The organism is Candidatus Solincola tengchongensis (assembly GCF_015711935.1).
GTDB classification, from domain to species: Bacteria; Actinomycetota; Geothermincolia; order Geothermincolales; family RBG-13-55-18; genus Solincola_A; species Solincola_A tengchongensis.
In genome coordinates, this window is record NZ_JACVJJ010000050.1 from 1 (window position 1) to 26,036 (window position 26,036).

General features: G+C 66.2%; 24 protein-coding genes and 1 riboswitch. Of the genes, 11 read left to right on the forward strand and 13 right to left on the reverse strand.

What is annotated here, in order from left to right; genetic code table 11:
• The 5 genes from H7007_RS04070 to H7007_RS04090 form a co-directional block, all read right to left on the reverse strand.
• Positions 1-974 (reverse strand): (Fe-S)-binding protein (locus H7007_RS04070; RefSeq protein ID WP_287153259.1); only part of this gene is annotated, 974 nt, incomplete at its 3' end.
• 3 nt (positions 975-977) lie between these two features.
• Positions 978-2,345 (reverse strand): FAD-binding oxidoreductase, encoded by a 1,368-nt coding sequence (locus tag H7007_RS04075; protein WP_287153260.1) that lies wholly within the window; start codon positions 2,343-2,345, stop codon positions 978-980.
• Between the two features lie 464 nt (positions 2,346-2,809).
• Positions 2,810-4,312 carry an acetate--CoA ligase family protein gene (locus H7007_RS04080; protein ID WP_287153261.1) on the reverse strand — a complete coding sequence of 501 codons (1,503 nt, stop codon included), beginning with the start codon at positions 4,310-4,312 and terminating at the stop codon, positions 2,810-2,812.
• Positions 4,313-4,405: 93 nt separating this feature from the next.
• Entirely contained in the window at positions 4,406-4,555 is a 150-nt protein-coding gene (locus H7007_RS04085; protein ID WP_287153262.1) for a hypothetical protein, read from the reverse strand.
• 283 nt (positions 4,556-4,838) lie between these two features.
• Positions 4,839-6,359 carry a phytoene desaturase family protein gene (locus tag H7007_RS04090; protein ID WP_287153263.1) on the reverse strand — a complete coding sequence of 507 codons (1,521 nt, stop codon included), beginning with the start codon at positions 6,357-6,359 and terminating at the stop codon, positions 4,839-4,841.
• A 569-nt stretch (positions 6,360-6,928) separates the two neighbouring features.
• On the opposite strand from H7007_RS04090, the gene H7007_RS04095 reads away from it, so the two are divergent.
• The 11 genes from H7007_RS04095 to fabF all read left to right on the forward strand — a co-directional run bounded on the left by H7007_RS04095 (position 6,929) and on the right by fabF (position 15,577).
• A complete protein-coding gene (locus H7007_RS04095) occupies positions 6,929-7,762 on the forward strand; it encodes a carboxyl transferase domain-containing protein (protein WP_287153265.1) in 834 nt (277 codons plus the stop codon).
• Entirely contained in the window at positions 7,737-8,426 is a 690-nt protein-coding gene (locus H7007_RS04100) for a hypothetical protein (RefSeq protein WP_287153267.1), read from the forward strand. The genes H7007_RS04095 and H7007_RS04100 overlap by 26 nt, the downstream gene beginning before the upstream one ends.
• Positions 8,423-9,328: an ACP S-malonyltransferase gene (locus H7007_RS04105; RefSeq protein WP_287153268.1), complete on the forward strand. Its 906-nt coding sequence runs from the start codon at positions 8,423-8,425 to the stop codon at positions 9,326-9,328. Before H7007_RS04100 ends, H7007_RS04105 begins: the two co-directional genes overlap by 4 nt.
• Before the next feature lie 24 nt (positions 9,329-9,352).
• Positions 9,353-10,672 carry an ATP-binding protein gene (locus H7007_RS04110; protein ID WP_287153270.1) on the forward strand — a complete coding sequence of 440 codons (1,320 nt, stop codon included), beginning with the start codon at positions 9,353-9,355 and terminating at the stop codon, positions 10,670-10,672.
• Complete coding sequence (locus tag H7007_RS04115) at positions 10,651-11,037, forward strand: acetyl-CoA carboxylase biotin carboxyl carrier protein (protein WP_287153272.1); 387 nt, start codon at positions 10,651-10,653, stop codon at positions 11,035-11,037. Before H7007_RS04110 ends, H7007_RS04115 begins: the two co-directional genes overlap by 22 nt.
• The gene (locus H7007_RS04120; RefSeq protein ID WP_287153274.1) at positions 11,031-11,765 is read left to right on the forward strand and encodes a beta-ketoacyl-ACP synthase 3; all 735 of its coding nucleotides are present in this window, start codon (positions 11,031-11,033) and stop codon (positions 11,763-11,765) included. Before H7007_RS04115 ends, H7007_RS04120 begins: the two co-directional genes overlap by 7 nt.
• A gap of 24 nt (positions 11,766-11,789) precedes the next feature.
• The gene (locus H7007_RS04125; protein ID WP_287153315.1) at positions 11,790-12,098 is read left to right on the forward strand and encodes a 3-oxoacyl-[acyl-carrier-protein] synthase III C-terminal domain-containing protein; all 309 of its coding nucleotides are present in this window, start codon (positions 11,790-11,792) and stop codon (positions 12,096-12,098) included.
• Positions 12,095-12,838 carry a 3-oxoacyl-[acyl-carrier-protein] reductase gene (gene fabG, locus H7007_RS04130; RefSeq protein ID WP_287153276.1) on the forward strand — a complete coding sequence of 248 codons (744 nt, stop codon included), beginning with the start codon at positions 12,095-12,097 and terminating at the stop codon, positions 12,836-12,838. Before H7007_RS04125 ends, fabG begins: the two co-directional genes overlap by 4 nt.
• On the forward strand, positions 12,835-13,695 hold the full coding sequence (locus tag H7007_RS04135) for an acetyl-CoA carboxylase carboxyltransferase subunit beta (RefSeq protein ID WP_287153278.1): 861 nt from the start codon (positions 12,835-12,837) through the stop codon (positions 13,693-13,695). The genes fabG and H7007_RS04135 overlap by 4 nt, the downstream gene beginning before the upstream one ends.
• Before the next feature lie 359 nt (positions 13,696-14,054).
• The gene (acpP, locus tag H7007_RS04140) at positions 14,055-14,318 is read left to right on the forward strand and encodes an acyl carrier protein (protein WP_287153280.1); all 264 of its coding nucleotides are present in this window, start codon (positions 14,055-14,057) and stop codon (positions 14,316-14,318) included.
• A complete protein-coding gene (gene fabF / locus H7007_RS04145) occupies positions 14,315-15,577 on the forward strand; it encodes a beta-ketoacyl-ACP synthase II (RefSeq protein WP_287153282.1) in 1,263 nt (420 codons plus the stop codon). The genes acpP and fabF overlap by 4 nt, the downstream gene beginning before the upstream one ends.
• A gap of 10 nt (positions 15,578-15,587) precedes the next feature.
• On the opposite strand, the gene H7007_RS04150 is transcribed toward fabF, so the two are convergent.
• The 8 genes from H7007_RS04150 to H7007_RS04185 all read right to left on the reverse strand — a co-directional run bounded on the left by H7007_RS04150 (position 15,588) and on the right by H7007_RS04185 (position 26,027).
• The gene (locus tag H7007_RS04150; RefSeq protein ID WP_287153284.1) at positions 15,588-16,796 is read right to left on the reverse strand and encodes a molybdopterin molybdotransferase MoeA; all 1,209 of its coding nucleotides are present in this window, start codon (positions 16,794-16,796) and stop codon (positions 15,588-15,590) included.
• 328 nt (positions 16,797-17,124) lie between these two features.
• Positions 17,125-17,940, reverse strand: coding sequence for a substrate-binding domain-containing protein (locus H7007_RS04155; RefSeq protein WP_287153286.1), 816 nt, complete (start codon positions 17,938-17,940; stop codon positions 17,125-17,127).
• 492 nt (positions 17,941-18,432) lie between these two features.
• Positions 18,433-19,536 (reverse strand): ABC transporter ATP-binding protein, encoded by a 1,104-nt coding sequence (locus H7007_RS04160; RefSeq protein ID WP_287153288.1) that lies wholly within the window; start codon positions 19,534-19,536, stop codon positions 18,433-18,435.
• Entirely contained in the window at positions 19,533-20,300 is a 768-nt protein-coding gene (locus H7007_RS04165) for an ABC transporter permease (RefSeq protein WP_287153290.1), read from the reverse strand. Before H7007_RS04165 ends, H7007_RS04160 begins: the two co-directional genes overlap by 4 nt.
• A 222-nt stretch (positions 20,301-20,522) precedes the next feature.
• Complete coding sequence (locus H7007_RS04170; protein ID WP_287153292.1) at positions 20,523-21,476, reverse strand: ABC transporter substrate-binding protein; 954 nt, start codon at positions 21,474-21,476, stop codon at positions 20,523-20,525.
• Between the two features lie 420 nt (positions 21,477-21,896).
• Entirely contained in the window at positions 21,897-22,982 is a 1,086-nt protein-coding gene (locus tag H7007_RS04175; RefSeq protein WP_287153293.1) for a hypothetical protein, read from the reverse strand.
• A riboswitch (molybdenum cofactor riboswitch) is annotated at positions 22,972-23,092 on the reverse strand. It overlaps the preceding gene by 11 nt.
• Positions 23,093-23,536: 444 nt before the next feature.
• Positions 23,537-24,340 carry an enoyl-CoA hydratase/isomerase family protein gene (locus tag H7007_RS04180; RefSeq protein ID WP_287153295.1) on the reverse strand — a complete coding sequence of 268 codons (804 nt, stop codon included), beginning with the start codon at positions 24,338-24,340 and terminating at the stop codon, positions 23,537-23,539.
• A 118-nt stretch (positions 24,341-24,458) separates the two neighbouring features.
• Positions 24,459-26,027 (reverse strand): acyl-CoA synthetase, encoded by a 1,569-nt coding sequence (locus H7007_RS04185; RefSeq protein ID WP_287153297.1) that lies wholly within the window; start codon positions 26,025-26,027, stop codon positions 24,459-24,461.
• Positions 26,028-26,036 lie beyond the last annotated feature (9 nt).

Here is a 26,036-nt window from a genome sequence, read left to right on the forward strand (position 1 = left end):
AGGTTGCGCTCGAACTCCAAGAGCTCCAGGCCGGGGACGGCGGAGAGCAACCGGCGCGGCGCGTCGTATATCTCGCACCAGCGGCCCAAAAAACAGGGGTCATGGTATACCCCTTTCAGCTTCCACTCCCCCCGGGGAGCGAAAGAGCCCTTCTTCAAGGCGCGCGCCAGCACCTCCGTGGCGTGCACCGACTCCAGTTCCATGACCCGCGAATACTCGTCGCGGAACACTTGCAGGCAGTGAGGGCAGGCGGTGATTATGCGCTCGGCACCCGTGGAACGGAATAGCTCTATGTTCTCCAGAGCGTGCTCCTCGAACCCGTCCCGGTCACCAAGAGCCAGATTTAGGCTGCGACAGCATGGTTCGTCGTCCCCCAGGACTCCGAAGTCCAAATCCGCCGCCCGCAGTGCTCCCACCAGGGCAGCCAGCCTCCTCTCCTGCCCCGGCGCGGCATAGGCGCATCCGATGAAGAGGAGGTTCTCCGCCTTCTCGCGGGTGAGGTCCTTGATGCCGAGATCGCGGACCGCCCGTCCCTTGAAGCCTCTCTCCACTCCGAAGGGATTGTCCTTCTCCGCCGTGGACTCCAGGAGAGGGCCATGGGAGGGAAGGGGCCCCCACCCCTCCTCCACCGCCTTCTCACGCATTAGCTGGATGATGCGGGTGGTGTGCAGCCCTTTAAGGGGAAAGCACATCTCCTGGCACAGACCGCAGAGGTTGCAGGAATAGATGATCTCCGCCGTCTTTCCGGTGGGCTCGAACTCCAGGTTCGTGATGGCGCGGGCGATCTCCATCATCCCCGCTGCGTAATAGGATTCGAAACGGTACCGCGTCCCGCAAGGGCAGTTTGCGGAGAAGCGGGCGCTCGTGAACTTCTGCACGTTGATGGACTGGCACATCTTGCATTTCCCGCACACCCAGTAGTCGTCCCGGTAATCGGTCAACTTCTCCCTCTTTCTGGTAACACCCCTCTCCACGGTTTACACCCCCTCCATGAGCTGCCCGGGGTTGAGAAGTCCCTTGGGATCCAGTACACGTTTGAGGTTGCGGATCATGCGCACGTTCTCCGGGTCAAGGCGGGAATAGACCAGGCGGGCAACCTCTCCTCTCGGCCTCCCCACATGCGCTCCCCGGTCGAGGACCTCCCGGTAGGCTCGAAACCAGGCTTCGGGGACTGCAGGGTCATCCGGCGAGTGGTAGATGTCCGTCTCGCAGTAGAAGGCCGCCCCGTAGTAGCTGGGGATGGCCACCCTCCCCAACACGTATCCCTCCAGCGCCGCGGCCGTGACATCGAACAGGGGAACGACCTTTCCCGCGAAGGTAAAATATTCCACCGTCTCCACCGCGCCGCGGTAATGCTCCCGGTCCCTCACGTACCACGGCCACTCGAACTTCTCACGCATGAGGGAAGCCAGTTCGCCCTCCTGACGCTCCCCGCCCAGCCCCTCGGCCATCTCCCGAGTCTGGCGATCCCATATCTCCACCAGGGCAGGATGGTTGTCGAAGCCGAAGACCGCATTCCATGGCGGGAGTTCCTCGGCCAAGGCGTCCGCCTCCGCGGGGCTGCGGGTTAGGAGCACGGAGAGGTAGCGGCGGTCGGCAACCAGGCACTCGAAGACCTGGTCGTGGCGGGAAGCGGTGCGGGCTGCCTCCACCGCCTGTGCCGCCTCCTGAAATCCGTAAGCGACGACCCTCCTCTCCTCCCACCGCCGGTAGATCCAGGCCTTCATCGCGTAGGGCATGCCGAAGATGTCTTCACTAGCATGGAAGAAATTGGAATACATCGGCCCGAGGTCCTCACGGAACTCGGAGTGTCCGTCGGGGGTGTACTGGTCGGTGCCGCTCATCCACAGCCGCCCGTCGGCCAGGATCGCGTGGAAGGTGGTGAACTGGTAGGGCCGCGTGGCCCCGTTGGCCAGGATCACGTCCCGATCCAGATAGGTCCGGACCACGGAGGAGGAAGTCGCCGCCGCGGGCATGAGCACGCGCAGGCCCCGCGTGTCGAGCTCCTCCTTGAGCCTCTCGAAGGTCACCCCGTACTCCACGAAGGCCAGCAGGTTGTCCTCGTCTATGCGCACTATGCGATCGATGCCCGTGAGGTCTATGAGCAGGCCACCGGAAGAGGCGACTTCCGGCGGAAGATACCCCCTGCGGTGGGTGTACATGGGTATCTCACGGGAATAGGCCCAGGAGGCGATGTCCGAGAGTTGGAAGGAATCGCGTGGCCTGACCAGGGTCAGGTCCGTACGCGGAGGAGGCTTCCGGAAATACGCCTTCAAATCGCGGGGATCCCCGGTGGCTATCCCCGGCCCCAGCATTCCCCTCATCTCCTCAGCCACTGTGGTCATCCGATCCACCTCCCTCGAGGCTTCCATCGAGCAGGCGCGGCGCCGCAACGCCTTTCGCATCGGAAGCCGTCCTTCCCCGTCACATAATGCCCATACGCCGACCGCCGGGCCGCGGATCGACGGCATCGGTGCCCGCACCCCCGACCCGCCGGTCCGGTTTCCTTCTTTATCCAGTAAGCCCCGACTCCGCGCGAATCCGGCCTTCAAACGGTTTTATCGCCCAACCACCTCACAGGCCACGCTCTCGTAAGAGGCACCGTTCAGGCCTCCCCGTTCATTAGCGTCCACGATCCGGGCACCGGGCTCCACGCCCAAGCGAGACCCCGCTCCAATCCGTGTTCCTCCGCAGCGTTATGTTCTCCCTTGCCCAAGGCCCGAACCCGAGGCCTTAAGCATCTCCGGTAATCCGACGGCCTCTCCATTCCCACATTTCCGGGACCGCCGCGGTTACGAATTCGCTTCCATCACGGCCTCCGCCCGGGAGACTCGCCGAGGTGGGTACCTTCTGGCGCATATTCCCGCCTCTCGGCCGCCCTGCGCCTCGCTGCCCGCACCAGGGCCCAAGCGGCCTCCACGCACCTCTCGATGGAGGTGTAGACCGGAATGCCAATCTCTTCCAATCGATAGAACCAGCGCTCGCCGTCCTCCCGCGAGGCCCCCAGGAGGCAGGCCAGCACCGGCTTTTCGGGATGCTCCTCCCGGACATCCCCAAGGAAGGACGCGGCGTCGAACTCCGATTCCGGCACCAGGGTGAAGAGGACGACCAGCAGGTCCACGTCCTCCTGGCCCGCCACGGCGCGCAGGAGCTCCCGGTACCCTCCCTCCACCCCGGAGGACAGGGTGGCCGACCATATGTCAGCGGGGTTTCCCAGGGAAGCCCACTCCGGAACGCTCTTCCTCACCCGGCGCAGGGTCTCCTCGCGCAGGGGCGGCAGCTCGAGCCCTCTCATCCGGCAGGCGTCGGCCACCAGTACGGTACCCGCTCCGGTTATGGAGACCACGCCAACCTTTGGGCCCCTGGGAAGTGGGCAGTAGGAGAGGGCCTTGGCGCACCCGAAGAGACCCTCGATGTCCTCCACCTGCACCACCCCCGCCTGAGTCAGGGCTCCCCGGTACACGGCATCCTCTCCAGCCAGGGAACCGGTATGTCCGGCCGCCATGCGCGCCCCGAGGTCAGTCCTACCTCCCTTTAGGAGCACTATAGGCTTGCGCTCCGTGACCTCCCGGGCCAGTTCCAGAAATTTCCTTCCGTGCCGCAAGCCCTCCGTGTACACGGCCACCACGGCGGTCTGCGGGTCCTCCTGCAGGTAGGCGAGCACATCCACCTCGTCCACGTCGGCCTTGTTCCCCAGGCACGCCACCTTGGCCAGGCCGAAGCGCTGGGTGGAGCTTATCCAGCGAGCGAAGCCGCCCGCGAAGAGCCCCGTCTGCGCCACTATAGAGATGTTGCCCGGCCGCAGCGGCTCCAGGGTCATGAGGGAGGTGGCCAGCCCGGAGTGCGTGGACACCGTGCCCACGCTGTTGGGCCCCATGAGGCGCATGCCGGATCGCCGAGCCGTTTCCGCCAGCCTTTCCTGCATGCGGCGTCCCTCCTCCCCGTCGTCGGCGAAGCCCGCCGCCGAGACGATGACCCTCCTCACTCCCGCCGCGGCGCATTCCTCCACGAAAGCCTGGGTACTCTCCCGGGGAAGCACGGAGACGGCCAGGTCCACCGCCTCCCCCAGGGACCGCAGGTCGGGATAGGCGGGAATACCCATGATCTCGCCTCCTTCCGGGTGCAGGGGGTAGATCCGTCCACGGTAACCAAGGCGAAGGAGGTTGGACAGCACGACGTTTCCCAGCTTCATGCCCGTCTTGGAAGCCCCGGCCACGGCCACGCCGCGGGGGTTGAAGAACCCCTCCATCTCCGAGAGGGTTCCGTCATGGGGGCTCCCGCCGGTCTTGCTCCCGGGACCGTCAACTCCCATATGCCCCATTCACCCCTTTTGCCGCCCCAATTGGGGTCTTTGCCCCGACATCCCTGTGGATATTCCAGATCCCTTCACAAGGACGCGAAAGAGTCAGACGAAATAGCGGAATGGCATCTTGGGTAGCTGGGTTATGAGCAGCTTGGGGTATCTCCAGTCGGACGGCTCGGTGGTCGCGGCCAGCCAAACCGCCAAAACGGAAGCCGCGGCCAGGACCAGCACGAGTTTGGTCCTCTTCTTCATGTTATCCCTCCCTCCCAAAACGGCGGATATTCGTTTCCCCTGAGGACGATCGAGCTTTATGGCCGGAGGCCGCTTTCCTCACATACGGAGTCTCCCGCGAGCATGTTTTCACCGGCTTGGCACCGCCCGCCCTCGAACACGAAACCTGCAGCCCCCTCTCTTCCTCCAGTCCGTCTGGAAGAGCATTGGTAATCTGTTATTCTTCCGTACCCACACTCCAGGTTCGACAAACCCCCCTCGCTCCCCATCAGGCCAGAGCGACGCTTCCCTGCCTCTCAAGGACTCAGCCGTTGTCCTTGACCACCAGTCCTCCGGTGATGATGCCTCCCGCCACCACAGCCGGAACCCCCCCTCCGGGATGGGTGGAGGCCCCGGCCAGGTAGAGGTTCCGGATGCACTTGGAGCGGTTTGCGGGTCGAAAGACCGCCATATGGCTGATGTCGGTCTGAATGCCGTACACCGCTCCCCCGGGATGGAGGAGCATGCGCTCGAGATCCTTGGGAGTGGCCATATCCCGATAGACCACGTGCTCCGAGAGGTCGGGTATCACGTATCGCTCGATGGTCTGGATGGCCAGATCTATGTATCTCTCCTTGAAGCGGTCCCAGTCATTCCCGGCCAGGTTGTAAGGAGCCAGACCCATGTGGGTTAGGACGTGCTTCCCGGGAGGGGCCAGGCCAGGATCCACCTTGGAGGCCCAGGAGATGAGCCCCATGACCTCGATGCGCCCGTCCTTCTCGTACAGCTTGCCCTTCAGGTAGTAGTCGCTCCAGTAGTCGTTCATGACCTCGGGGTCGGTGAGGGTCAGGGTGTGGTGGGCGCGAAGGGGCGGCTCGTAGTCCACGCCCAGGTAGATCATGGGGCAGGGCATGGAGAGGACCAGGGAGGTCACTCCCCTCCAGACATGCCAGGGAATGTGCTCCCTCCCTATCATGTCCATGTACAGCTTCTTGGCGTTTATGGCCCCGATGACGTTGCGTGCCGTTATCTCCGTCCCGTCCCAGAGCTCTACGCCCACGGCCCGGCGGTTCTCCACCATCACCCGTACCACCCGGGCCCCCAATCGCGTCTCGCCTCCCAGGTCGTGGAAGGCCTGCTGGATGCCGGCGGGGATGCGGATCATGCCACCCTCTGGGTAGAAGATGCCCTCGTGCTCCAGCAGTCCCACCACGGCGTAAAGCCCGGCGCACATGTCCGGCGGCAGTCCGGCGTAGAAGGACTGGAAAGCCATGGAGGCCAGGACGTCCTGGTGTTTGAAGTACTTGGCGACCACCTTCTGGTGGGTGGTGACGAACATGGGAAGAACGCTGAGCATGCCGGGATACCTCACGATGAGGCGCAGGGTGTCCATGAAGCCCAGCGACGGGGCATAGAAGAAATTGTCCACCAAGCCGCTTATCTTGGGCGCGTAGTCCTCCGCGAACTTGAGGAAGGCCCTGGCGTCCTCCGGGGAGAACTCGGCGATCACCCGCGCCGTTTCCTCTATGGAGGTGGGATAGGCGAAACGCACACCCCGCGTGTTGTCGCAGTAGTCGTAGATGGGATCTACCTGGATGAGGGGGATGTACTTCTCGCGCGGGAGACCCAGACGACGGAAAAGTTCCTCGAAGGCGCGGGTTACCTCCACCACGCTGGCGCCCACGTCGAAGCGGAACCCCTCCGGGGTCTCAAAAGTGGAGCAGCAGCCGCCGATGCGTTCGGACTGCTCCAGAACAAGGGTCTTCATCCCCGCCTTCTGGCAAAGAGCCGCGGCGGAGAGGCCTCCCACCCCGGCGCCGATAACCACCACATCGTAATCGGGCATCGGTATCCCCTTCCCCCCACTTTGAACATAGCTTTATTGGATAGTATTAATGACTTTACATTCTTATTATACTATCCGATTTATAAATTGTAAAACCCGTTTGGAACCCCCCTGTAAAGCTCCATTGATTCGCTTGGAAATCCCACAGCCTCCGTTCCGAGGGCACAACCAAACCAGCTCACTTTGGGGCACTGTTCGGGAGCCCGCCGAGAAACGGACGTCCTCCGATGGCCGAGGCGCCGCGTTATCCCGAGATGCACGAAGGCGTCTCGTGCGCCGGAGCGGATCTCCCTCTCACAGTGGAGCACGACATTGGCCACGGCCATAGGCCACCGTCTTCTCTCAGCCGGCTTTTCCACAGACCGACGTGGTTCCAGGCCGGACCGCCCTCACTCATGAGCGCGGCTTTGGGAATATTTCACAGGTCAGAGAGGGCGGTCCGGCACCCGCGGGTTGGGGAGCCCGTTGTAACCTTTTCGGATTCTTGGCGTTCTTCCGCATAGAAATGCCCGCCTAACCGGGCCGCAGGGAGGGCAGAAAATCACCCGAGAGGGAGGTGAGGGTACGTCATGCGTGCCTGGAAAACCGTCCAGCTCGCCCGCCATCCCTCAAGGCCGACGGCACGCGAACTGGTGGGTATGACCGCCGAATACCTCTTCGAGCTGCGGGGCGACGGCCACGGCCGTGACGACCGTTCCGTGCTCGCCGGAGTGGCCTCCATCGCCGGCCACCGTCTGGTGCTGGCGGCAGTGGACAGGGGGAGAGGCGCCGGAGAGAGGAGGGAGCGCAGGCAGGGAATGCCCCTCCCGGAGGGGTTCCTCAAGGCCAGGCGGGCCTTCGCCCTGGCGGCCAAGCTCGGCCTTCCTCTCCTGTGCCTGCTGGATACCCCGGGAGCATTCCCCGGCCCGGAAGCGGAGGAAGGGGGGCAGGCGCGGGCCATATCCGGGAACCTGGCACGTCTGCTACGCCTCCCCGTCCCCATCCTGGTGGTCATCACCGGTGAGGGCGGGAGCGGAGGCGCCCTGGCCCTGGGCCTGGGAGACACGGTGCTGATGATGGAGAACGCCTATTTCTCGGTCATCACCCCCGAGGGTTTTGCTTCCATCATCTGGAAGGATGCCCGAAAGGCCGGGGAGGCGGCGGAGCTCCTGGGGCTCACGGCGGCCGACCTCCTGCGCCTCGAGCTCGTGGACGGGATCATCGAGGAGCCGGGCGGGGGAGCCCATGCGGACCCCGTATCGGCGGCCCTCAACCTTCGCCGGGCGGTCGAAGAACACCTCTCCCTCCTGAAGGGCGTTCCCGTCCCCGCCCTCCTGCAGCGCAGGAGGGAACGCTACCGGCGGCTCGGGCACTTCGTCGAGCTCGAGGAGGTGAGGGATGGAAGGCCTCTGGCCGCCGGCTGAGTTGAAGGCCTACCTCGCCGAGGCCGCCCGATGCATGGCCTCGTTGCGCCTCGCTGAGGTACGCTTCCGGGTCGGAACCCTGCGCGGGATGTTGTCCCTGGAAACGATGAAGGACGCGGATCCGTTTTCCCGTGACCGGCAGGAAGAAGGCCTCCCCTCTCCGCTGGAACGCTTAGAGGTGGAGAGGCCGGATTGCGCGCGCGACTCGTCGGGGGAAAAGGAAAACACGCGCTCCGCGCTTTTGAAAGCGGACATGGACGGCTGCCGCTTCAATGGTAACTATTTCCATACAACAGACCGCCGGCTCGACGTAGGCACAGGGGCCTCCCCGCCCCAAAGGCACGAGGCGCCGGAGGGGCCCGCCTCGGGGTTCAACCGGAGCGGGAACGCCTACGGCGGCCCTTCCCGGAGAGAAGACCGTCCGCCGAAGACCCTCTGTCTGTTGCTCCGCTCCCCGGAGGTGGGCATATGGTCCGAAGCCTCCCGGGAGGAGGTGGGGGAGCCGGCCGAGGCGGGCACCGTTCTGGGGCGGGTCATCGCCCTTGCCGGTGATGAGGCGCTGCGCGCTCCCTGCAGGGGAAGGGCGGCGATGCGCCTGGCGCGAGATGGTGAACCGGTGGGGGTGGGAGAACCCCTCATCCTCTGGGAGGTGGTCCGGGAATGAGGCCCGTATATGTCTTTCCGGGACAGGGAAGCCAGTATCCGGGCATGGCCTCCGGGAGGCTCGTGGAGGACCGCGATGCGGCGCGCGTCTTCGAGTTGGCCTCCCGGATATCCGGCACGGACGTCGCTTCCCTCTGCCGGAGCGGCGAACCTTCCCTGCTGGCGCGCACGGACCTCTGCCAGCTCTGCGTGGCGGCCGTCTCGCTGGCCTGGCTCATCCTCCTGGAGAAGGAGGGCCACCGTCAGCGGGCCACGGCTGGACACAGCCTCGGTGAATACTGCGCCGCCTGCGCCGCGGGATGCCTGGGCGTGGAGGACACCCTGCGCCTGGTCTGGGTGCGGGGAAAGGCCATGCTGGAGTGCGCACTCTCCAGGCCCGGTTCCATGCTCGCGGTGACGGGCCTGGACGAGGGAACGGTGCGCGAGCTGGTGGTGGAAGCGCGCGGAGGCGGGTTCCTCCACCTCGCCAACCTCAACAGCGAGAGACAGTACGTGGTGGCCGGCGACGCCTCCTCCCTGGAGAGAGTGGAAGCCTCGACCGTAAAAAGGGGAGGGCGCGCGGTGCGGCTCAAGGTGGGCGGCGCCTTCCACACACCGGCCTTCCGAGAGGCCGCCGAGGTGGTGGGGGAAGCCCTGGAGGACATGACCCTGCGGGACCCCGCCGTGCCCTTTTACTCGGGTCTCACGGGCACTGCCCTCGATGACGGACCATCGGTCGCCCGCGCACTCGTGGAGGGGATCTGCTCCCCGGTCCGTTGGCGGGACGTGCAGCGCGCCCTGGTCCCCCTGGCCGAGGAGGGGCAGGTGGAGGTGGGACCCGGAAGGGCACTCAATGCCATGGCCCGCAGGGACTACCCCCACCTCACCGTATATCATGCCTCGGAGCTGGTACGAAGCGCTTGAGGTCTTGATGCCGGAGGTGAAGCCATGTTCAGGAGAGTGCTGGTGGCCAACCGGGGGGAGGTCGCCCTGAGGGTGCTCCGCACCCTGCGGGAGATGGGCATCCGCGGCGTGGTAGCCCTCTCCTCCCTCGACCTGGCCGCTCCCCCTCCTCTGGCCGAGCGTGTGATCTGCGTGGGGCCCGGCGACCCGGAGAGGAGCTACATGGACGCTCACCGCCTGCTCACCGCCGCCGTGGCCTGCGGCGCGGAAGCTGTGCACCCGGGATACGGCTTCCTCTCCGAGGAACCTCTATTCTCCAGAAGTTGCCGGGAAATGGGCATAACATTCATAGGCCCCTCACCGGAGACCCTCCGCCTTCTGGGAGACAAAGAAGCCGCCTGCCGCCTGGCCGGCGAACTGGGCATACCCACCCTCCTCCTTGGAAGGCTGGCCGCGGAGGACGAGGCACGCCTGGCCGCCCGGAGCTTCGAGTGCCCGGTGGTCATCAAGCCCGTGCAGGGGGGCGGCGGGAGGGGCATCCGTCTCGTGCGCGATCCGGCCGATCTCCCGCGACTGTTCCGGGAGGCGATGGCGGAGACCCCCGCCCGTAATCGGGGCGCCGGGCTCTACGTGGAGCGCTTTCTCCCGGAGGCCAGGCACCTCGAGGTCCAGGTGATGAGGGACTGCCGGGGAGGGATCGCGGTCTTTCCGGCCCGCGACTGCTCCCTGCAGTACCGGAACCAGAAGTGGGTGGAGGAGACCCCGGCCGCGTGTTGTCCCTCGTCCAGAGTGGAGAGCATGGCTCGAGACGCAGGGAAGCTGGCGGAGGCCGCCGGACTTGTGGGTGTGGCAACCGTGGAGTTCCTAATTTCCGAAGATGGATATTTTTTCCTGGAGGCCAACCCGCGCTTACAGGTCGAGCACACGGTGACGGAGATGGTCACCGGGATGGACCTGGTGAGGGAACAGATCCGCCTGGCGGCGGGCGAGTCCTTGGCGGAAACCCTTCCCTCCCGCGGCCACGCCGTGGAGGCGCGGGTCTACGGCCTTGCCCGGGAAGCAAAGCCCCGCCTCACACTTCCGGGAGGTCCAGGTATAAGGGTGGACAGCGCCCCACACACCCCCCAGGCGCTCGCGCGCTACGACCCTCTGCTGGCCAAGATATGCGCCTGGGCCCCGGACCGGCCTTCCGCCATTGCCCGCTTGCGCCGTGCCCTCGAGGAGACGGAGGCCGAAGGATATGTTACCAATATCTACCATTTAAATCTTCTGTTCGTTTCGGACCCTTTTCAGAGCGGAGATTATCACATCCAGACATTAGCGGAAGTGACCGGAGGAGAATCTTGGATCACCTGCGGGGAATAGGGGAGTTCATGCGCCGGGAGGGAATCCGGGAACTGGAGGTCGAGGACGGGGAATGGAGGATATACCTGCGCCTCGCGCTTCCCACGGAAGCGGAACCGGCAACCAGAGAGGGACCGGGAGAGCTCATCACCTCCCCTCTAGCGGGAATCCTCCACCTTTCTTACCCGGGGGAGAGAGGGCCCTGCTGCGCGCCAGGGGAGCACAGGAAGAGGGGAGAGGTCCTCTTCTACGTCGAGGCCCTCAAGCACCTCAACGAGGTCCACGCTCCCTTCGACCTGGTGGTGGAGGAGGTCCTGCTCCCCGACGGCGCTTTGGTGAGCGAGGGTCAGGCCGTCCTCCGCGTGAAGAAGGAGCTCCCATGTTGAAAGGAGTGACCGTGACCGCCTGCGGTTCCTGCCTTCCGGAACACGTGCTGCACAACCGGGACCTGGAGGTTTTCCTGGAGACCAGCCACGAATGGATATTCTCCCGCACGGGGATAGCCGAAAGGAGGATCGCCGGACCCGGGGAGGACAACCTCACCCTCTCCCTGGAGGCCTCACGCCGCGCCCTGCGGCGAGCTGGGCGGGAGGGCGGGGACATCGACCTCGTGGTCGTCGCCACCACCACCCCCGACCGCATGGTCCCCTCCCTGGCCTGCAGCCTCCAGAGAGAATTGGGGGCGCGAGGCCCGGCCTTCGACCTCAACGCCGCCTGCAGCGGTTTCCTCTATGCCATGGCCGTGGCCTCCCGCTTCCTGGTATCGGGCGAAGCGGCGAGGGCGCTGGTGGTGGGGACGGAGACCCTTTCCCGCATCCTGGACTGGAAGGACCGTTCCACCTGCGTCCTCTTCGGCGACGGGGCGGGGGCGGCGATACTGGAGCCCTGCCCTTGCGGGGAGGGGATCGTCTCCCTGTGCCTGGGTTCCGACGGGAGAGGGGATCGTCTCATCCGCGCCGAAGGAGGGGGTTCGCGCATGATGGCCTCCCTATGCGGCAATCTGGACGGGAGCGACGAGGCCTTGCGGGAGCTCCTGCCCTTCCTCTCCCGCTCCGGGGAAGTGGATCCCTTCCTGCGCATGGACGGCGGCGAGGTGTTCAGGTTCGCGGTATGAAAACTGGAATATGTTGCCAGATCGCTGTGCCGCCGCGCTGGCGTCGACCTTTCCGCGGTGGACCTCATAATACCCCACCAGGCCAACCTGCGCATCGTCGAGGCCGCGGCGCGCAGGCTGGGGGTGCCCTTGGAACGTTTTCATCTCCACATGGAACGCTGCGCCAACACCTCGGCCGCCTCCATCCCCCTGGCCCTGGAAGAAGCCGCCCGCCTGGGAAGGATCTCCAGGGGCGATCTGGTGTTGCTGGCGGCTTTCGGGGCGGGCCTGACCTGGGGCGGGGCCCTCATCAGGTGGACGGAAGAAGGCGGCAGAAAGGAGGGAGGGACATGAACGCCGAGGGAAGGGCGGTACTGGTGACCGGAGGCTCACGCGGCATCGGGCGGGCCATCACCTTGAAGCTGGCGGAGCGCTGTCCGCGGGTTGCCATCAATTACCATTCAAACCACGAGGCGGCCGCGGAATGCCTGGAGAAGCTCTCCGCCGCGGGGGTGGAAGCTCTCGCCCTGCAGGCCGACGTGTCCCGACCGGAGGAGGTCCGGCGCATGATGGAGAGCCTGGAGGAGAAATGGGGAGGGGTGGACATCCTGGTGAACAACGCGGGCATCCGCCGCGACGGCCTGGCCCTGCGCCTGGACGACGATGACTGGGACCGGGTCCTGGACACCAACCTCAAGGGCGCCTTTCACTGCTCCCGCGCCGCCCTGCGGGGAATGCTCCGCCGCCGCTGGGGACGGATAGTGAACGTGGCCTCGGTGGCCGGGCTGCTCGGGAACCCCGGCCAGGCCAACTATTGCGCCTCCAAGGCCGGCCTTCTGGGGCTCACGCGCAGCCTGGCCCGGGAGGTGGCGCGGCGCAACATAACCGTGAACGCCGTGGCCCCCGGCCTCATCGCCACGGAGATGGTGGAAGGCCTCTCCCGAGAGGCGCTGGACCTCATAGCCTCGCGCATAGCCCTGGGGAGGCCGGGCTCGCCCGAGGAGGTGGCGGAGGTGGTGGCCTTCCTGGCCTCCGATGCCGCCTCGTATGTGACCGGCCAGGTGATCTGCGTGGACGGGGGGATGACCTGTTGAGCGCCGACGCGGAGATCTTGAGGCGGAGGGAAACAGCTTCCAATATATGGAAGAAATGCACGGGGTGCGGTGTGCGGGTCGAGGCCGAGGCCCTGGCCGCAAACCTGGGGGTCTGTCCTTCCTGCGGGCATCACCGCCGCCTGGCACCCTTGGAGCGGGCTTCCTGGCTCTTCGACCCGGGGACCTTCCGGCCACGCCGCCACCGCCTGCGCTCCACCGACCCCCTCGGCTTCCGGGTCCGCTCCGGTGAGGACCCCGCCCCGGAGGAGCCGGTGATCTACGGCACGGGGAGCATCGACGGCGGCCGGTGCGCGGCAGCGCTCATGGACTTCTTCCAGGCCGGCGGCACGCTGGGGGCGGTGGCCGGGGAGCTCATCTGCCGCGCCGGCGAGCTCTCCCTCTCGGAAGGGATCCCGCTCCTTCTGGTCACCGCATCGGGCGGGGCGCGCGTGCAGGAAGGCGCGGTGGCCCTCCTGCAGATGGCCAAGACCATGGTGACCATGAACGAGCTCCACGAAGCGGGTATCCCGGTGATCGCCCTGTTGTGCGACCCAACCTCGGGCGGGGTCGCCGCCAGCTTCGCCTACGCCGCGGATTTCATCCTCGCCGAACCGGGGGCGCTCGTCTGTTTCAGCGGGCCGCGGGTGGCGGAACAGGCGGCGGGCATACGTTTTCCGGAGGAATTCGCGCGTGCGGAGAGGCTCCTGGAGCGAGGTCTCGTGGACATGGTGGTGCCGCGGCATGAGCAGCGGCGGGTCATCGGAGATCTCCTGGCTTTTCTGGAGGGAAGCGAACGGAGGCTCATGCGGCGAGAGGACCGCCGGGTGCGGGAATCCGCCGAATGGGACCAAGGGTAGGAGGAACATATAACTAGGCATGGGACCAAGACCTCCGAAAGCACCGCCGCCCGGAAAAGGTGTGGCATTCCGTCGCTACCGTCCCGGGTTTCGGAGAGTTCATGCCGTGGAACACGGGTCTGCGGCTTCTGGCATCGGGAGAGCGCGGGAAGCCCGGCAGGTAAGGGAATCTCACCCCCCATCCGGAGGTGCCGCCTCCGCTGTTCCTGATCCGCAGGGACGGGTCGGAGAGTCCGAGATGCCCAACAGCGGTTCCCCGCGCGGCCCAGGACCGGCAACGAAGAATCCGAGGAGGAGACGGCCGGGACCCGGGGAACGTGGGTGATTGTCGAGCGGAGCGAGGAGGAAAGGAGGAAGCGTTGGACGAGCAGGCGGTGTTCGAGAAGGTACGGGAGATCCTGGCCGAGAGGCTGGGAAAGGGCGCGGAGGGGATAACCCGCGAGTCGCGCCTCAACGAGGACCTGGAGGTGGACTCCCTGGACCTCGTGGACCTCTCCATGACCCTGGAGGACGAATACGGGATAGACATCCTCGAGGGCGATGCGGCGGACATCGTCACCGTGGGCGATGTGGTCAGGCTGGTCCTCGATCGCGTCCCGGAGCGGGAAGGTGAGGCGAGGTGAGGCGCCGGGTGGTCATCACGGGGATGGGCCCCGTGACCTCGCTGGGAACAGGAATTACCAATTTCTGGAATGCCATCAAGGAGGGGCGTTCGGGTATAGCCCCCATCTCCTCCTTCGACCCCGAGGGGCTTCCCAGCCGCATAGCGGGAGAGGTCTCGGACTTCGACCCCCTGGCCTTCATGGATGCCAAGACCGCCCAGCGCCTGGATCGTTTCTGCCAGTTCGCGGTGGCCGCCGCCCGTCTGGCCCTCGACGACGCCGGCCTTCCGGAGGGGGAGGAGCTGGAGGCGGCGGGCGTGGAGGAGGGCCGGGCAGCCGTGGTGGTGGGCTCGGGCATCGGTGGGATGTCCACCCTGGAGGGCCAGCACCGGGTGATGCTGGAAAGGGGCCATTCCCGCGTCAGCCCCTTCACCATCCCCATGATCATACCCAACATGGCCGCCGGGGTGCTGGGCATGGTCCACGGCTTCCGGGGTCCCAATCTGTGCACGGTGACCGCCTGCGCCGCCGGCGCCCACGCCCTTGGCACGGGTTTCCAGCTCGTGGCGTGGGGCCTCGCCGACCTGTGCCTGGCCGGTGGGGCGGAGGCCAGTGTGACGCCTCTCTCCGTGGCCGGCTTCTGCTCCATGCGCGCCCTCTCCACCCGCAACCACGACCCGGAAGGGGCCAGCAGGCCCTTCGACGCCGAGAGGGACGGCTTCGTCATCGCCGAGGGAGCGGGGCTGCTGGTCCTGGAGAGCCTGGAGGGAGCCCTGCGGAGAGGGGCCCGCATCTACGCGGAGCTGGCCGGTTTCGGCATGAGTTGCGACGCCTACCACATGACCGCGCCGGACCCGGAATCGCGGGGGGCGGCCCTGTGCATGGAGGAGGCCCTCCGCTCGGCGGGGATGCGCCCCGAGGAGGTCGGCTACATCAACGCCCACGGGACCTCCACCCCTTACAACGACCGCGCCGAGACCCTGGCCGTGAAGAAGGTCTTCGGGGAGCTCGCCTACCGCATCCCGGTCTCCTCTACCAAGTCCATGACCGGCCACCTGCTGGGCGCGGCGGGGGGAGTGGAGGCCATCGCCACGGCCATGGCCCTTCACGAAGGAGTGCTGCCCCCCACCATCAACCTGGAGCACCCGGACCCGGAGTGCGACCTGGATTACGTCCCCGGCAAGAGCCGGGAGGCAAAGGTGCGGGCGGCTTTAAGCAATTCCTTCGGCTTCGGCGGCCACAACGCCTGCCTGGCCTTCCGGGCCTGGGAGGGCGCCTGAGAAGTCGGTTTCACGGACGCAGGAGCTGCACAGTGACCTCGGCGCCGGGCTCCAGACGGCCCACCTCCTCCGGGAGCACGGCCAGGGCGTTGCCCAGGACCATGGACTTGAGTATGCCGCTGCCCTGGGGACCGGTGGGCCGCACGTGGTATCGCCCTTCCCTCCACTCGGCGATCACCCGGATGAATTCCGTCCTCCCCGTGCGCCGTCCGATGGGGGCGTCCAGGACGGCGGTCACCTGGGGGCGGAAGAGCGAGGAGCGCCCCATCATCTTGAGCAGGGCGGGGCGGACGAACTGCTCGAAGGAGACCATCACCGATACCGGGTTCCCGGGGAGGCCGAAGAGGGGTTTTCCCCCGATGTGCCCGAAGGCCTGGGGCTTTCCCGGGCGCATGGCCACCTTCCAGAAGTTCATCTCCCCCAGTTTCCCTAGGACGTCCTTTACCATGTCGTAGTCGCCCACGGAGACCCCTCCGCTGGTCACGAAGAGGTCTACGCGGTCCAGGTTCTCGAGGATGGTCCTCTCCAGGAGAGCGGCGTCGTCGCGCACGATGCCCAGGCGCAGGGGTATCCCCCCTGCCTCGAGCACCATGCCGTAGACCGTGTAGCTGTTGGAGTCGCGTATCTTTCCCGGGGAGAGCTCCTCCCCCACCTCCACCAGCTCGTCTCCGGTGGAGATGATGCCCACGACAGCGCGCCGGAAACAGCGCGCTCGGGCATGACCGAGGGAGGCCAGCATCCCCAGCTCGGCGGGCCCCACGAGGGTCCCGGAGGCGATGACCCTTTCCCCCGCCCTCACGTCCTCCCCGGCTCGGCGGACGTTGTCCCCTCTGGAAACTCCTTCCAGTACGAGAACGCGCCCTTCGACGGCCCGGGTCCGCTCCACGGGGACCACGGCGTCCGCCCCCGCGGGGAGGGGTGCGCCGGTCATGATGCGCAGGGCCTGTCCCGGACCCACCGTAGCCTCCGCCGTGTATCCCGCCGGCAGGTCCCCGAGGACCTCGAGCTCCACCGGGTTCTCATCCGCGGCGCCGGAGACGTCCTCGGCCCGCACCGCGTAACCGTCCATGGCCGAGTTGTCGAAAGGGGGTATGTCGTTCCCGGCCACGGCGTCCTCGGCCAGGGTCATCCCCAGCGCCTCCAGAAGAGGAACCTCCACCACCTCCAGGGGACTGACGGCCTCCAGGACCCTGCGCCTGGCCTCCTCCACGCTCAACATCTTCGATCTCCTCCTCACCCTCATCTTCTCAAAGGCTCGCCCTCCCGGCATCCGCTGCGCTGACCGCGTGAGTACCGGCTCAAGATGCATCACCTCCGGTCCCCGCCGACCCACGGATTCCCCGGGAGTACACGCCAGCGAACCGCGCCCTCGCACTGCGGCCGTGCTTCCGTGAGGGCCCGCCTTCCAGCCATCCGCTCCGAGGTCCAAGCCGCGTCTCGCCGCGCAGCGAGTCAGTCATGGCCTCGGAGCGTGTGACCACATCGCGCCGCCAATTTCCCGGACCCCGAAGAGGGACTCCCCCAACGGCGGCACTTCGGTGCCGGCTTCATTCGGGCGGCCTCCAGTCACCTTTTTCCATCATCTTCCTGCCGTCTTCCGAGAGCAGGTAATCGGCAAAGCGGCGTGCGCCCTCGACGTCGGTGTCGGGATAGACCAGGCTGCCGACGGCCATGACATGGTAATGGTTGGGGATCTCTCCGTTGGCCCCGAAGAGCGCCTCCAGTTCCAACTCGGGAGCCAGCCTCAAGAAGGTGCTGCTGTCCGCCAGGGTGTAGGCGGACTCCCGGGAGGCCCTGGCCAGCACATCCTCCATGCTCCCTTCCACCTCTCTTACCCAGGCCGGCGCCTCGCGCCCACCCACGGTACCCAGCAGGAAGGCCACCCCGGCCGCGGTACCGGACCTGTCCGCCCGCGCCAGGAAAAACCTTCCGGAGGCGGCTATCCTCCGCAGGGCCTCCTGCGCGTCCTTCGCCTCCCTCACCCCCGCCGGATCGTCCGGCGGTCCCACCAGGAGATAGGAATCGCGCATAACCTCCAGCCGGAACTCCAGGTAGCCGTTCCTCTCCAGGCGTTCTTCCTCTTCCGGGACGTGCAGGAGCAGGAGGTCGCATTCCCCGTGCACGGCCATCTCCAGGCCGTCGGCGTCCGGCACCGTAACCAGCTCCACCCGGCGTCCAGCGCGGTCCCGGAACCCCTCCACCCACTCCTCCAGGATGCCGAACTCCCGGAGGTCGGAGGTCGCCGCCATGACCAGCGGACGCCCGCCGTCCCTCCCGCACCCACCCGGGGCGAGGGAAGCGGCGGCCAGCGCGGCCGCCAGGAGCAAGGCCGTCAGGCGCTTGGTGCGGGCACCTACGGGCATATCCCGTACCACCCTCCGTTCAAGCTCCTCCTCCATATCCCGGATCTCGCGCACATCACCTATCCAGTATCGGCTTTCCGGGGTCCCCCGTCAAAACCCGCCCTTGGTTACCACGCATTCCCTGGCGGGACGCCCCGCGCGTGCTCGCGGGAACACACGGCTTAAGGCTCCATCCCTCGCCGGGGAAGAACGATTCGGCACGCGCATCGGAATAAGATACGTGGTATCTCTCGCCGGCCGGTGGGAAAGACCCCATGAAACCCTAACCCCTTACGAGAAGACCGCGTCCTTACCCCTCATACCTCTCGGTCTTTTTCCCTCCCGCATCGGGGAGGCCCGCTCACGGTCGGAGAAAGGCGAACGCCTTTCCTCTCAGCTCCGTTCGACAACCCAAGACGGATGGAGGAACGGCTTGCGGACCCTGGCCTGTACCATCCCCGGCGAGCACATCCCCCTGGGAGCCGGCCCCCGGCAATCTACAGCCTCCGTCCTCTAGCGGGGTTCCCCGCTGAAGGGCATCACGTGCAGGGAGGTGGCCTTCAAGGCCACGGTGAAGACCCTTCCCGGGGCGATCCCCATCTCCTCCCGCGAAGCGCGGGTCACGTGCGCGGTAAGGGGGAACCCGCAGTCCAGGCGCACCTTCACCAGAGCGCCCATCTCCCTCACCTCCAGCACGCGGGCGTCCAGGCGGTTGCGCGCCGAACCGGCCTCCCCGCCGGGAGCGTGCAGGACCACCTCCTCGGGATGCACGAGCACCTTCACCCGGGAACCGACCCGGTGATCGCCCAGAGCGACCAGCTCCCCCTCCCCCACCTTTATGCCCACCATCTCGCCGTCCCGGCGGACGACCTCCCCCTCCAGGAGGTTCTCCGCCCCCAGGAATGAAGCCACCTCCTCGGACACCGGCCGCGCGAAGACCTCGCCCGGCCTTCCCACCTGGTGGAGAACCCCGTCGATGAGCACCGCCAGGCGATCGGCTATCTCCAGGACCTCATGGTAATCGTGGGAGACGTAAAGGGCGGTGACCCCCGCCTCACGTACCAGTTCCGGTATGAGGCGCAGCATCTCCCGGCGGGAGGGGAGGTCCAGGTTGGAGAGGGGCTCGTCCATGAGCAACAGGCGGGGCTTGAGGACCAGGGCCCTGCCCAGGGCCACTTTCTGTGCCTCACCGCCGGAAAGGGTGCTCGCCTCGCGCGAGGCCAGGTGCTCGAGGTCCAGACGGCGCAGCATCTCCCGTACCCTCTCCTTCCTCTCGCCGCGCGGCATCCTCCTCACCTTGAGCCCGTAGGCCAGGTTGTCCTCCACACTGCGGCGGAAGAGGATGGGGTCCTGGAAAAGCATGGCCATCTGGCGCGCCAGCCGCATCCGCTCCCGGCGCCCCAGAGCCGAGAGGCGAGACCCGTCCCAGAAGACAATCTCCCCTCGGGATGGCCTCTCCAGCAGGTTCACGATGCGCAGCAGGGTGCTCTTCCCCGATCCGTTGGGGCCCACCACGGCGGTGATCATCCCCTGTTCGATGCCAAAATATTCCACATGGAGGACGCGACGCCCCTGGTAGTCCTTCCCGATGCCGCGCAGGGAGAGAAGGACGCTCATGCGGCCTCCTCCCGCCGCCAGCGGCGGATGAGCCTCCGGGCCACGCGGGCCGGACCGGAAAACGCCGTTCCCTGCTGGAGAAGGGTCATGAACCACACCAGGAGAAGGGTTATCGCCAGGAGGATGACCCCCAGGGCTATGGCCCGCACACTGTCGCCGCGGCCCACCTCCAGTACGGTGGCCGTGGTCAGGGTGCGGGTGTATGGTTCCCCGTTCAGAAGCAGGTTCCCGCCCACCATCATGGCCGCTCCGACCTCGGAGATGACGCCGCCGAAACCGGCGATCACCGCGGCCAGGAGGGAAAGCCGGTTCTCCCGCAAGAGCGTCAGAGCGGCCCCCGCCTCACCGGCTCCCAGGGACCTGGCCTGGAGCCGGACACGGGGATCGGCGTTCTGCAGCGCGGCCATGGTTATCCCGGCGATGAGGGGCATGGCCAGCACCACTTCCGCGAGCACTATGGCCTTGGGCGTGTAAAGCCAGTTGAGGAAGCCCAGGGGCCCGCGCCGCTTGAGAAAAAGGTAGACGAAGAGGCCCACCACCACCGGCGGAAGGCCCATGCCCGCGTTCACCAGGGTCACCAGGAGACTCCGCCCCCGGAACCGGTAGAGGGCCAGTACGGAACCCAGGGGGATGCCCAGCACCATGCCCGCCGCCGTGGCCAGGGCGCACACGTAGAGGGTGAAGAGGGTTATCCTCATCACGTAGGGATCGAGGTGCGCGATGAGCCGCACGGCCTCCACCAGACCCCGCCATATCTCTCCCATCAAACCCTCCCGGCTCGCTCTCCTCGCCCCTGCTCTGTATCAGTTCTCGCGGGGCTGCCTCCCCTTGAGGGTCCCGCCCCACCAGTCGGGCGGCTTCCACACCCTCCGCCTTCGAGGCACCTTCGCCCGATGACGAAATCCCTCCGTCAGGAGAAAACCCCTTTCATGTCCTCCATCCGGCCACGCGTCGGAAAGAGGAGGCTCCGGGAACAACGCGCCCGGTCATCGCTTCCCATGGGCCGTCCGCACCTTCCGCCGTCCGCTTCCCAGGAGAGCAGAGCGTCTCTCACAGGAATCGACCTCCCGGCAACCCTGCCCCAAGTCCCCCTCCGGCAGTGCGTCCGGGAAGAACAGCCTCTCCCCGTATTCCTCCACGCCGAAATCCCTGAGGAACTCCTGCGCCTCCGTCCCGGTGACGAAGTCGGAAAAGGCACGGGCTCCCTCCGCGTTCACGTCCGGCCACCTCTCCGGGTTGACCTCCATGACATGGTAATAATTGTAAAGAGCCTCGTCTTCCTCGAAGAGCGCGGACAGCGTGAGTCCATCCCTCAATTTGAGAAAGGTCCCCTTGTCCGTCAGGGTATAGGCCCCTTCCTCGGAAGCGATGCGCAGCGTGTCCCCCATCCCTTTCCCGCTCTCCATATACCTGCCGCCCGTAGGGAGGACATCCGCGCGCCCCCACAGCTCCAGCTCCTTGACGTGGGTGCCCGACCCGTCGCCCCGGGAGACGAACTTTGAACCGGAGGAGGCAATCTTTCGCATGGCCTCGGCGGCGGTCGAAGAGGCCGCCACGCCCGCCGGGTCTTCCGGAGGGCCCACGATGGCGAAACGGTTGTGCATCACCGGGCGACGGTTCACGGCAAAACCCTCCCCCACCATCCTCTCCTCGTCCTCCGGACTGTGCACCAGCATGACGTCGCATTCACCGTTGCGGCCCATCTCCATGGCCTGTCCGCTCCCCACGGCGATCACCTTGACCGAATAGGGGTATCTCGCCTCGAAGAGGGGTATCCATCCGTCGAGAAGTCCCGTGTCCTGAACGCTGGTTGTGGTGGCCAGAACGAGCTCCCTCCTCTCCACCCTTTCCGCGGTTTGTCCGCCGCATCCCGCAGCCACCGTGGATGCCGTCAGAACCGCGAGGGATAGAGCGATGAGGATGGCCTGTCCTATTCGCACCTCGCCCTCCCTAACCGTCCTCATACCTCCGGCGCTCATACGGCCTTGCGATGCACCGTCAGTTCACACGTGGGGACCCGCAGAAGTTCTGGACGAGACCTCAGCGGGCCCCTGCAGAGGCAGCGGCGTATTCCGACCATCTTCACTCCTGCTTCTCAAGCAGGCGGGGCGCAAGTCCTTTCTTTTCCCCCGTCCGAACTCATGCATAGGCCTCCGGCCTCAGGAGCGGCGCTCGGCGGCCGGCCCGCCGGCGCCTCACAAGGCCCTTAAAGGGAACGACCGGCGAAATCGATACCGCCTTCAGCGATCCGCTCGCTCCGCCGTCCCCGAGGCTCTTCCCCAACGGACGATCCCGGAAACCGACGTTCCGGCGACAGCCCCTACCCGCCGCCTCGGCAGGCGAGCGGCGACACGCAGGGCTCAGAAGCATCCCAGCGAGCACTTCACGATCTTTATGTTCAGGGTGTTGGCCGCCTTTCCCACCTCGATGGGCGGGACTCCCAGCTCCTCGGCCAGCTTCAGGGCCACGGCGCAGGGGATGCGCCCTTCCTCCGCCTTCTCTCTCACGGCCTCCAACACCCTCTCTTCCACATCGGCGGACACGATATCACCTCCCAGCATTCCCGCCGCCCTGGAGAGCACCACCTCCCAGGCTCCCACCCTCCCAAGCTCGGCCGCCATGACCACCTTGGCCCGAGGGTTGTGGGCTTTTATGGCCCTCTCCAGTTCCAGCGCCCGTTCTCCTCCAATATCTTCCAGCCCGTTGACCACCACCGTATGCGCCCTGGCCAGTGCCTCGAAGGCCGAGGGCTTGAAGTCGTCGAAAGCGGTGGACATGACGAAGACGGCGAAATCCGGCTCCAGGTGGCGGAGGACGCTGTTCCCCTCCACGATGATCGCCGGGGCTTCCAGGCGGGAAAGGGCCTCCCGGACGTCCTCTCCGAGGGTCTCGGGTGTGGACCTGACCCAGAGGACGGGCCGCGCGCCTGCCGCACGCAGCCTGGCGGTGTCCGTATCCGGCCGGTTCGAGGCCTCCTCTTCCTCCACTATGGGCTCCCCGGGCGGCCTCCTCCCATGGACGGAGACCTTCATCGCCGCGCATCCGGGGCACCGTGAGGCCAGAAAGGCGGCCAGGGAACTCTTGCCCACGTCTTTGCTGGAACCGGAGACGGTGATTATCCTCGCCCCCCGCCCTTCGCCGGGGCGGAAACCCAGACCCTCTACCGCGTCCGGGAGAGGTCGGCGAGACGACGGATCCCCGTCCTCCCGGCGAAGCGCCAATCCACGAGCCGCACGGCTACCGGACGCGGAACCATCCCCGCGGTTTCCTGCCGACACCGTCTCCCGCAGCGCCGGTCGGCTGCGTTCGTCACCACCCCTCGGCGCGCGCTGTGAGACGGGGAAGGGATGGGCCGCAGAGGGGTCGCCGGAAGTCGCCCTTCTTTCCGCCGAGATGCGGCCCGAAAAAAGCCCGTCCGGAGAGGACGGGCGCGCGTTTCCGCTCATCTCCTCTCCTTTCCAAACACGGGAGGCGCCGGCGTTTCCCCCGGCACCCTATCGGTCCAGTTCCATAGCCCTCGGGCCTTAGGAGGCTGGACTCGGAGAGCCAATCTGGCGAATCTATCAGATGTCAAATCGTAAAACGCGGTGTTGATTATATCCATGTCGGGGAAGGAAGGCAACAATCCCTTTGCTTCCTCAGGATGACGGGATGGCTTAATAATCCATCTTCAAGCCTTTAGGCGCCCACCAAGAGAATATGGCTTCGCTTCCTCGACCGGACGTAGCACTATGAACCCCCGCCGATCGAACGATTATCACCTTTCCTCTCGGTGGAAGGTACGTTTACCGGGATGATAAGGTGGCCCCTCAACCCTTTCCAATTCGAATGCGCCTACCTGAACGAGCGGGAATCCTCCCCTCACCGGTTGCCCTGCGGGGAAAAGAGCCGCTCGCGAACCCACGACTCGCATCCGTACACGTCCTCCGGGAAAGGGCTGTCGGGATCGGTTCGCCCCGGAAGCGGGGCTTGTGCGGCGGCTCGTGCGGCGATCCGCTCCCTACTTCCCCCTGAACACCGGGTCCCTTTTCTCCCGGAAGGCGGCGAGGCCCTCCCTGGCGTCCTCGCTTGACAGGGCGCGGCCCATGAGGGCGTTGGCCTCCTCGCGCTCCTCCTCGGTCAAAGGGAGCCGGCGGGAGAGCATGCGCAGAATCCGCTTGTGGCCGGATACGGAGAGCGGCGCGTTCGAGGCCACGCGCCGGGCCAGCTCCTCGGTGAAGGTCTCCAGCTCGGAGTCGGGGACCAGGTAGTCCAGCATGCCCATCTCGTAGGCCTCGCGGCCCCCGAAGAGCTCGGCGGTGAAAAAGAGCTTCCTCGTGGCGGAGTACCCGATGTTGCGGAGGAAGCGCTCCAGCCCCTCGGGGGGATAGACGATACCCAGGCGCGCCGGGGGCATCCCCATGCGGCACCCCTCCGCCCCCACGCGGAGGTCGCAGGCCATGCTCGTCTCGCAGCCCGCCCCCACGCAGTAGCCGCGGATCATGGCGATGACCGGGAAAGGGCAGTCCTCGACGGCCTCCAGCGCGTACTGCAGGGGACCCTTGGACTCCACCTCTTTCTGCAGCTCCGCGGGGAGGCCCGTGGGGAGGGCGGTGAGGTCCATGCCCGCGGAGAAGGCCTTCTCCCCCGCTCCCCGCAAAACGGCGCAGCGCACCCCGCTCCCTTCGGCCAGCTCCTTAAGGGTGCGGGCCAGGGATAGGAGCAGGGTGACGGAGAGGGCGTTCCTGCGCTCCGGGCGGTTTATGGTCAGAAAGGCCAGGGGCTCTCTTACTTCCACCAGCAGCTCGTCCTGATCGCCCATCATCACACCTCCGTTCCGCAACTCCCCGACGCGCTTGCTCGTTCCCTCCCCGCCGCCCTCCCTGCCGAGAGCCGGCGCCCATGGACCGTCGGGCGCATCCTTTTTCGCAGGCCTGCCGTCCTCAGGCCCCGCTCCCGCCGTAGAGCCTGCGCAGCTCCTTCTTCAGTATCTTACCGGTGAGGGTGCGGGGGATGGAATCCACGAAGGTGATCTTCTTGGGTATCTTGTAGCGGGCCAGCTTCCCCTGGCAGAAGGCCTCCATCTCCTCCAGGCTCAAAGGGTCCTCCGGGTCCTCCAGGAGGATCAGGGCGTGGCCCACCTCCCCCCACTTCTCGTCCGGCATGCCGATGACCGCCACGTCCCTCACCTTGGGATGCTCGGCGAGCACCTTCTCCACCTCGGCGGGGTAGATGTTCTCCCCGCCGGAGATGATCATGTCCTTCTTGCGGTCCACGACGTAGACGTAGCCGTCCTCGTCCACGGTGGCCAGGTCCCCGAAGTGGAACCAGCCGTCCCGCAGGGCCTCGGCGGTCTCCTCGGGGAGGTTCCAGTACCCGAGCATCACGTAGGGGCCGCGCGTGCATATCTCCCCCACCTCTCCCGAGCCCGGCTTGACCTCCGTCCCGTCATCCTTGAGCACCCTGACCTCGGAGTGGAACATGGGGATGCCGGCGCTGCCTATCTTTTCCATGTTGGAGCAGGAGAGGACGATGGAGGTCTCCGTGCAACCGAAGACCTGTATCAGATACGGGGCCTTGATCCGCTCCACGATGCGTTCCAGGAGCTCGCGGGAAGCCGGGGCGCCCCCTATGCCCACGCCCCTGAGGGAGGAAAGGTCGTAGCGGGAGAAGGAGGGGACGTCGAGCATCATCTGGAGCATGGTGGGAACGGCCCCGAAATGGGTGACGCGGTGGCGCTCGATGAGCTGCAGGGCCTCCTCCGGATTCCAGAACCTCTGGAAGATTATGGTCCCCCCGATGTAGAAGGTGGGCATGGTGATGATGTTCAACCCTCCGGAGTGGAAGAGCGGTATGGATACCAGGGAGACGGCGCTCATGTCGAAGAGCAGCTCCAGGGTGTCGTTGAAGGTGTTCCAGAAGGTCTTGCGGTGAGGGAGGACGGCACCCTTGGCCCGACCGGTGGTTCCCGAGGTGTACATGATCATCTGGGGGTCCTCCATGTCCGGCGGCTCGGGAACCTCGGGTTCCTCCTCGGAAAACCCCGCCGTCCATTCCTCGTAGGACAGGCAGAAATCCGGGACCGGGTCCCCCGCCGCGGCCAGCACCTCGATGGGCCGGCGGTACAGTTCCCGTAGCCCTTCCACCGTGCCCGCGAACTCGGGATGGAAGAAGAAAGCCCGTGGTCCGGTGTCCTCGAATATCCCCTGGAGCTCCTTGGGGGTGAGCCGGAAGTTGAGGGGGATGAAGATGAACCCCCCCTTGGCGCAGGCGAAGTAGACCTCCATGAACTCCGTGCTGTTGAAGAACAGGACCGCAACCCGGTCGCCCTTCCTCAAGCCGCCCTCGAGAAGTCCGTTCGCCACCCGGTTGACACGCCGATTGAACTCCGAGTAAGTGAGCGAGCGCTCCCCGCACACGAAGGCCGTCTTGTCCTTGGTGTGGGGGAAGACGGCCCTCCTGGTGGCCCAGTTACCCACGTTCACGCCTTTCACCCCCCTGTTTTTTCCCATGCGCACCTC

What these genes read in the sequence shown, in the direction of transcription:
- H7007_RS04180 (WP_287153295.1), bottom strand. Translation starts at nt 24,340, where the DNA reads ATGATGGGCGATCAGGACGAGCTGCTGGTGGAAGTAAGAGAGCCCCTG.
- H7007_RS04090 (WP_287153263.1), bottom strand. Translation starts at nt 6,359, where the DNA reads ATGCCCGATTACGATGTGGTGGTTATCGGCGCCGGGGTGGGAGGCCTC.
- H7007_RS04150 (WP_287153284.1), bottom strand. Translation starts at nt 16,796, where the DNA reads ATGTTGAGCGTGGAGGAGGCCAGGCGCAGGGTCCTGGAGGCCGTCAGT.
- H7007_RS04155 (WP_287153286.1), bottom strand. Translation starts at nt 17,940, where the DNA reads ATGCCCGTAGGTGCCCGCACCAAGCGCCTGACGGCCTTGCTCCTGGCG.
- H7007_RS04095 (WP_287153265.1), top strand. Translation starts at nt 6,929, where the DNA reads ATGCGTGCCTGGAAAACCGTCCAGCTCGCCCGCCATCCCTCAAGGCCG.
- H7007_RS04100 (WP_287153267.1), top strand. Translation starts at nt 7,737, where the DNA reads ATGGAAGGCCTCTGGCCGCCGGCTGAGTTGAAGGCCTACCTCGCCGAG.
- H7007_RS04175 (WP_287153293.1), bottom strand. Translation starts at nt 22,982, where the DNA reads ATGAGCGGAAACGCGCGCCCGTCCTCTCCGGACGGGCTTTTTTCGGGC.
- H7007_RS04185 (WP_287153297.1), bottom strand. Translation starts at nt 26,027, where the DNA reads ATGGGAAAAAACAGGGGGGTGAAAGGCGTGAACGTGGGTAACTGGGCC.
- H7007_RS04080 (WP_287153261.1), bottom strand. Translation starts at nt 4,312, where the DNA reads ATGGGAGTTGACGGTCCCGGGAGCAAGACCGGCGGGAGCCCCCATGAC.
- H7007_RS04165 (WP_287153290.1), bottom strand. Translation starts at nt 20,300, where the DNA reads ATGGGAGAGATATGGCGGGGTCTGGTGGAGGCCGTGCGGCTCATCGCG.
- H7007_RS04120 (WP_287153274.1), top strand. Translation starts at nt 11,031, where the DNA reads ATGTTGAAAGGAGTGACCGTGACCGCCTGCGGTTCCTGCCTTCCGGAA.
- H7007_RS04075 (WP_287153260.1), bottom strand. Translation starts at nt 2,345, where the DNA reads ATGACCACAGTGGCTGAGGAGATGAGGGGAATGCTGGGGCCGGGGATA.
- H7007_RS04160 (WP_287153288.1), bottom strand. Translation starts at nt 19,536, where the DNA reads ATGAGCGTCCTTCTCTCCCTGCGCGGCATCGGGAAGGACTACCAGGGG.
- H7007_RS04110 (WP_287153270.1), top strand. Translation starts at nt 9,353, where the DNA reads ATGTTCAGGAGAGTGCTGGTGGCCAACCGGGGGGAGGTCGCCCTGAGG.
- H7007_RS04105 (WP_287153268.1), top strand. Translation starts at nt 8,423, where the DNA reads ATGAGGCCCGTATATGTCTTTCCGGGACAGGGAAGCCAGTATCCGGGC.
- fabG (WP_287153276.1), top strand. Translation starts at nt 12,095, where the DNA reads ATGAACGCCGAGGGAAGGGCGGTACTGGTGACCGGAGGCTCACGCGGC.
- H7007_RS04085 (WP_287153262.1), bottom strand. Translation starts at nt 4,555, where the DNA reads ATGAAGAAGAGGACCAAACTCGTGCTGGTCCTGGCCGCGGCTTCCGTT.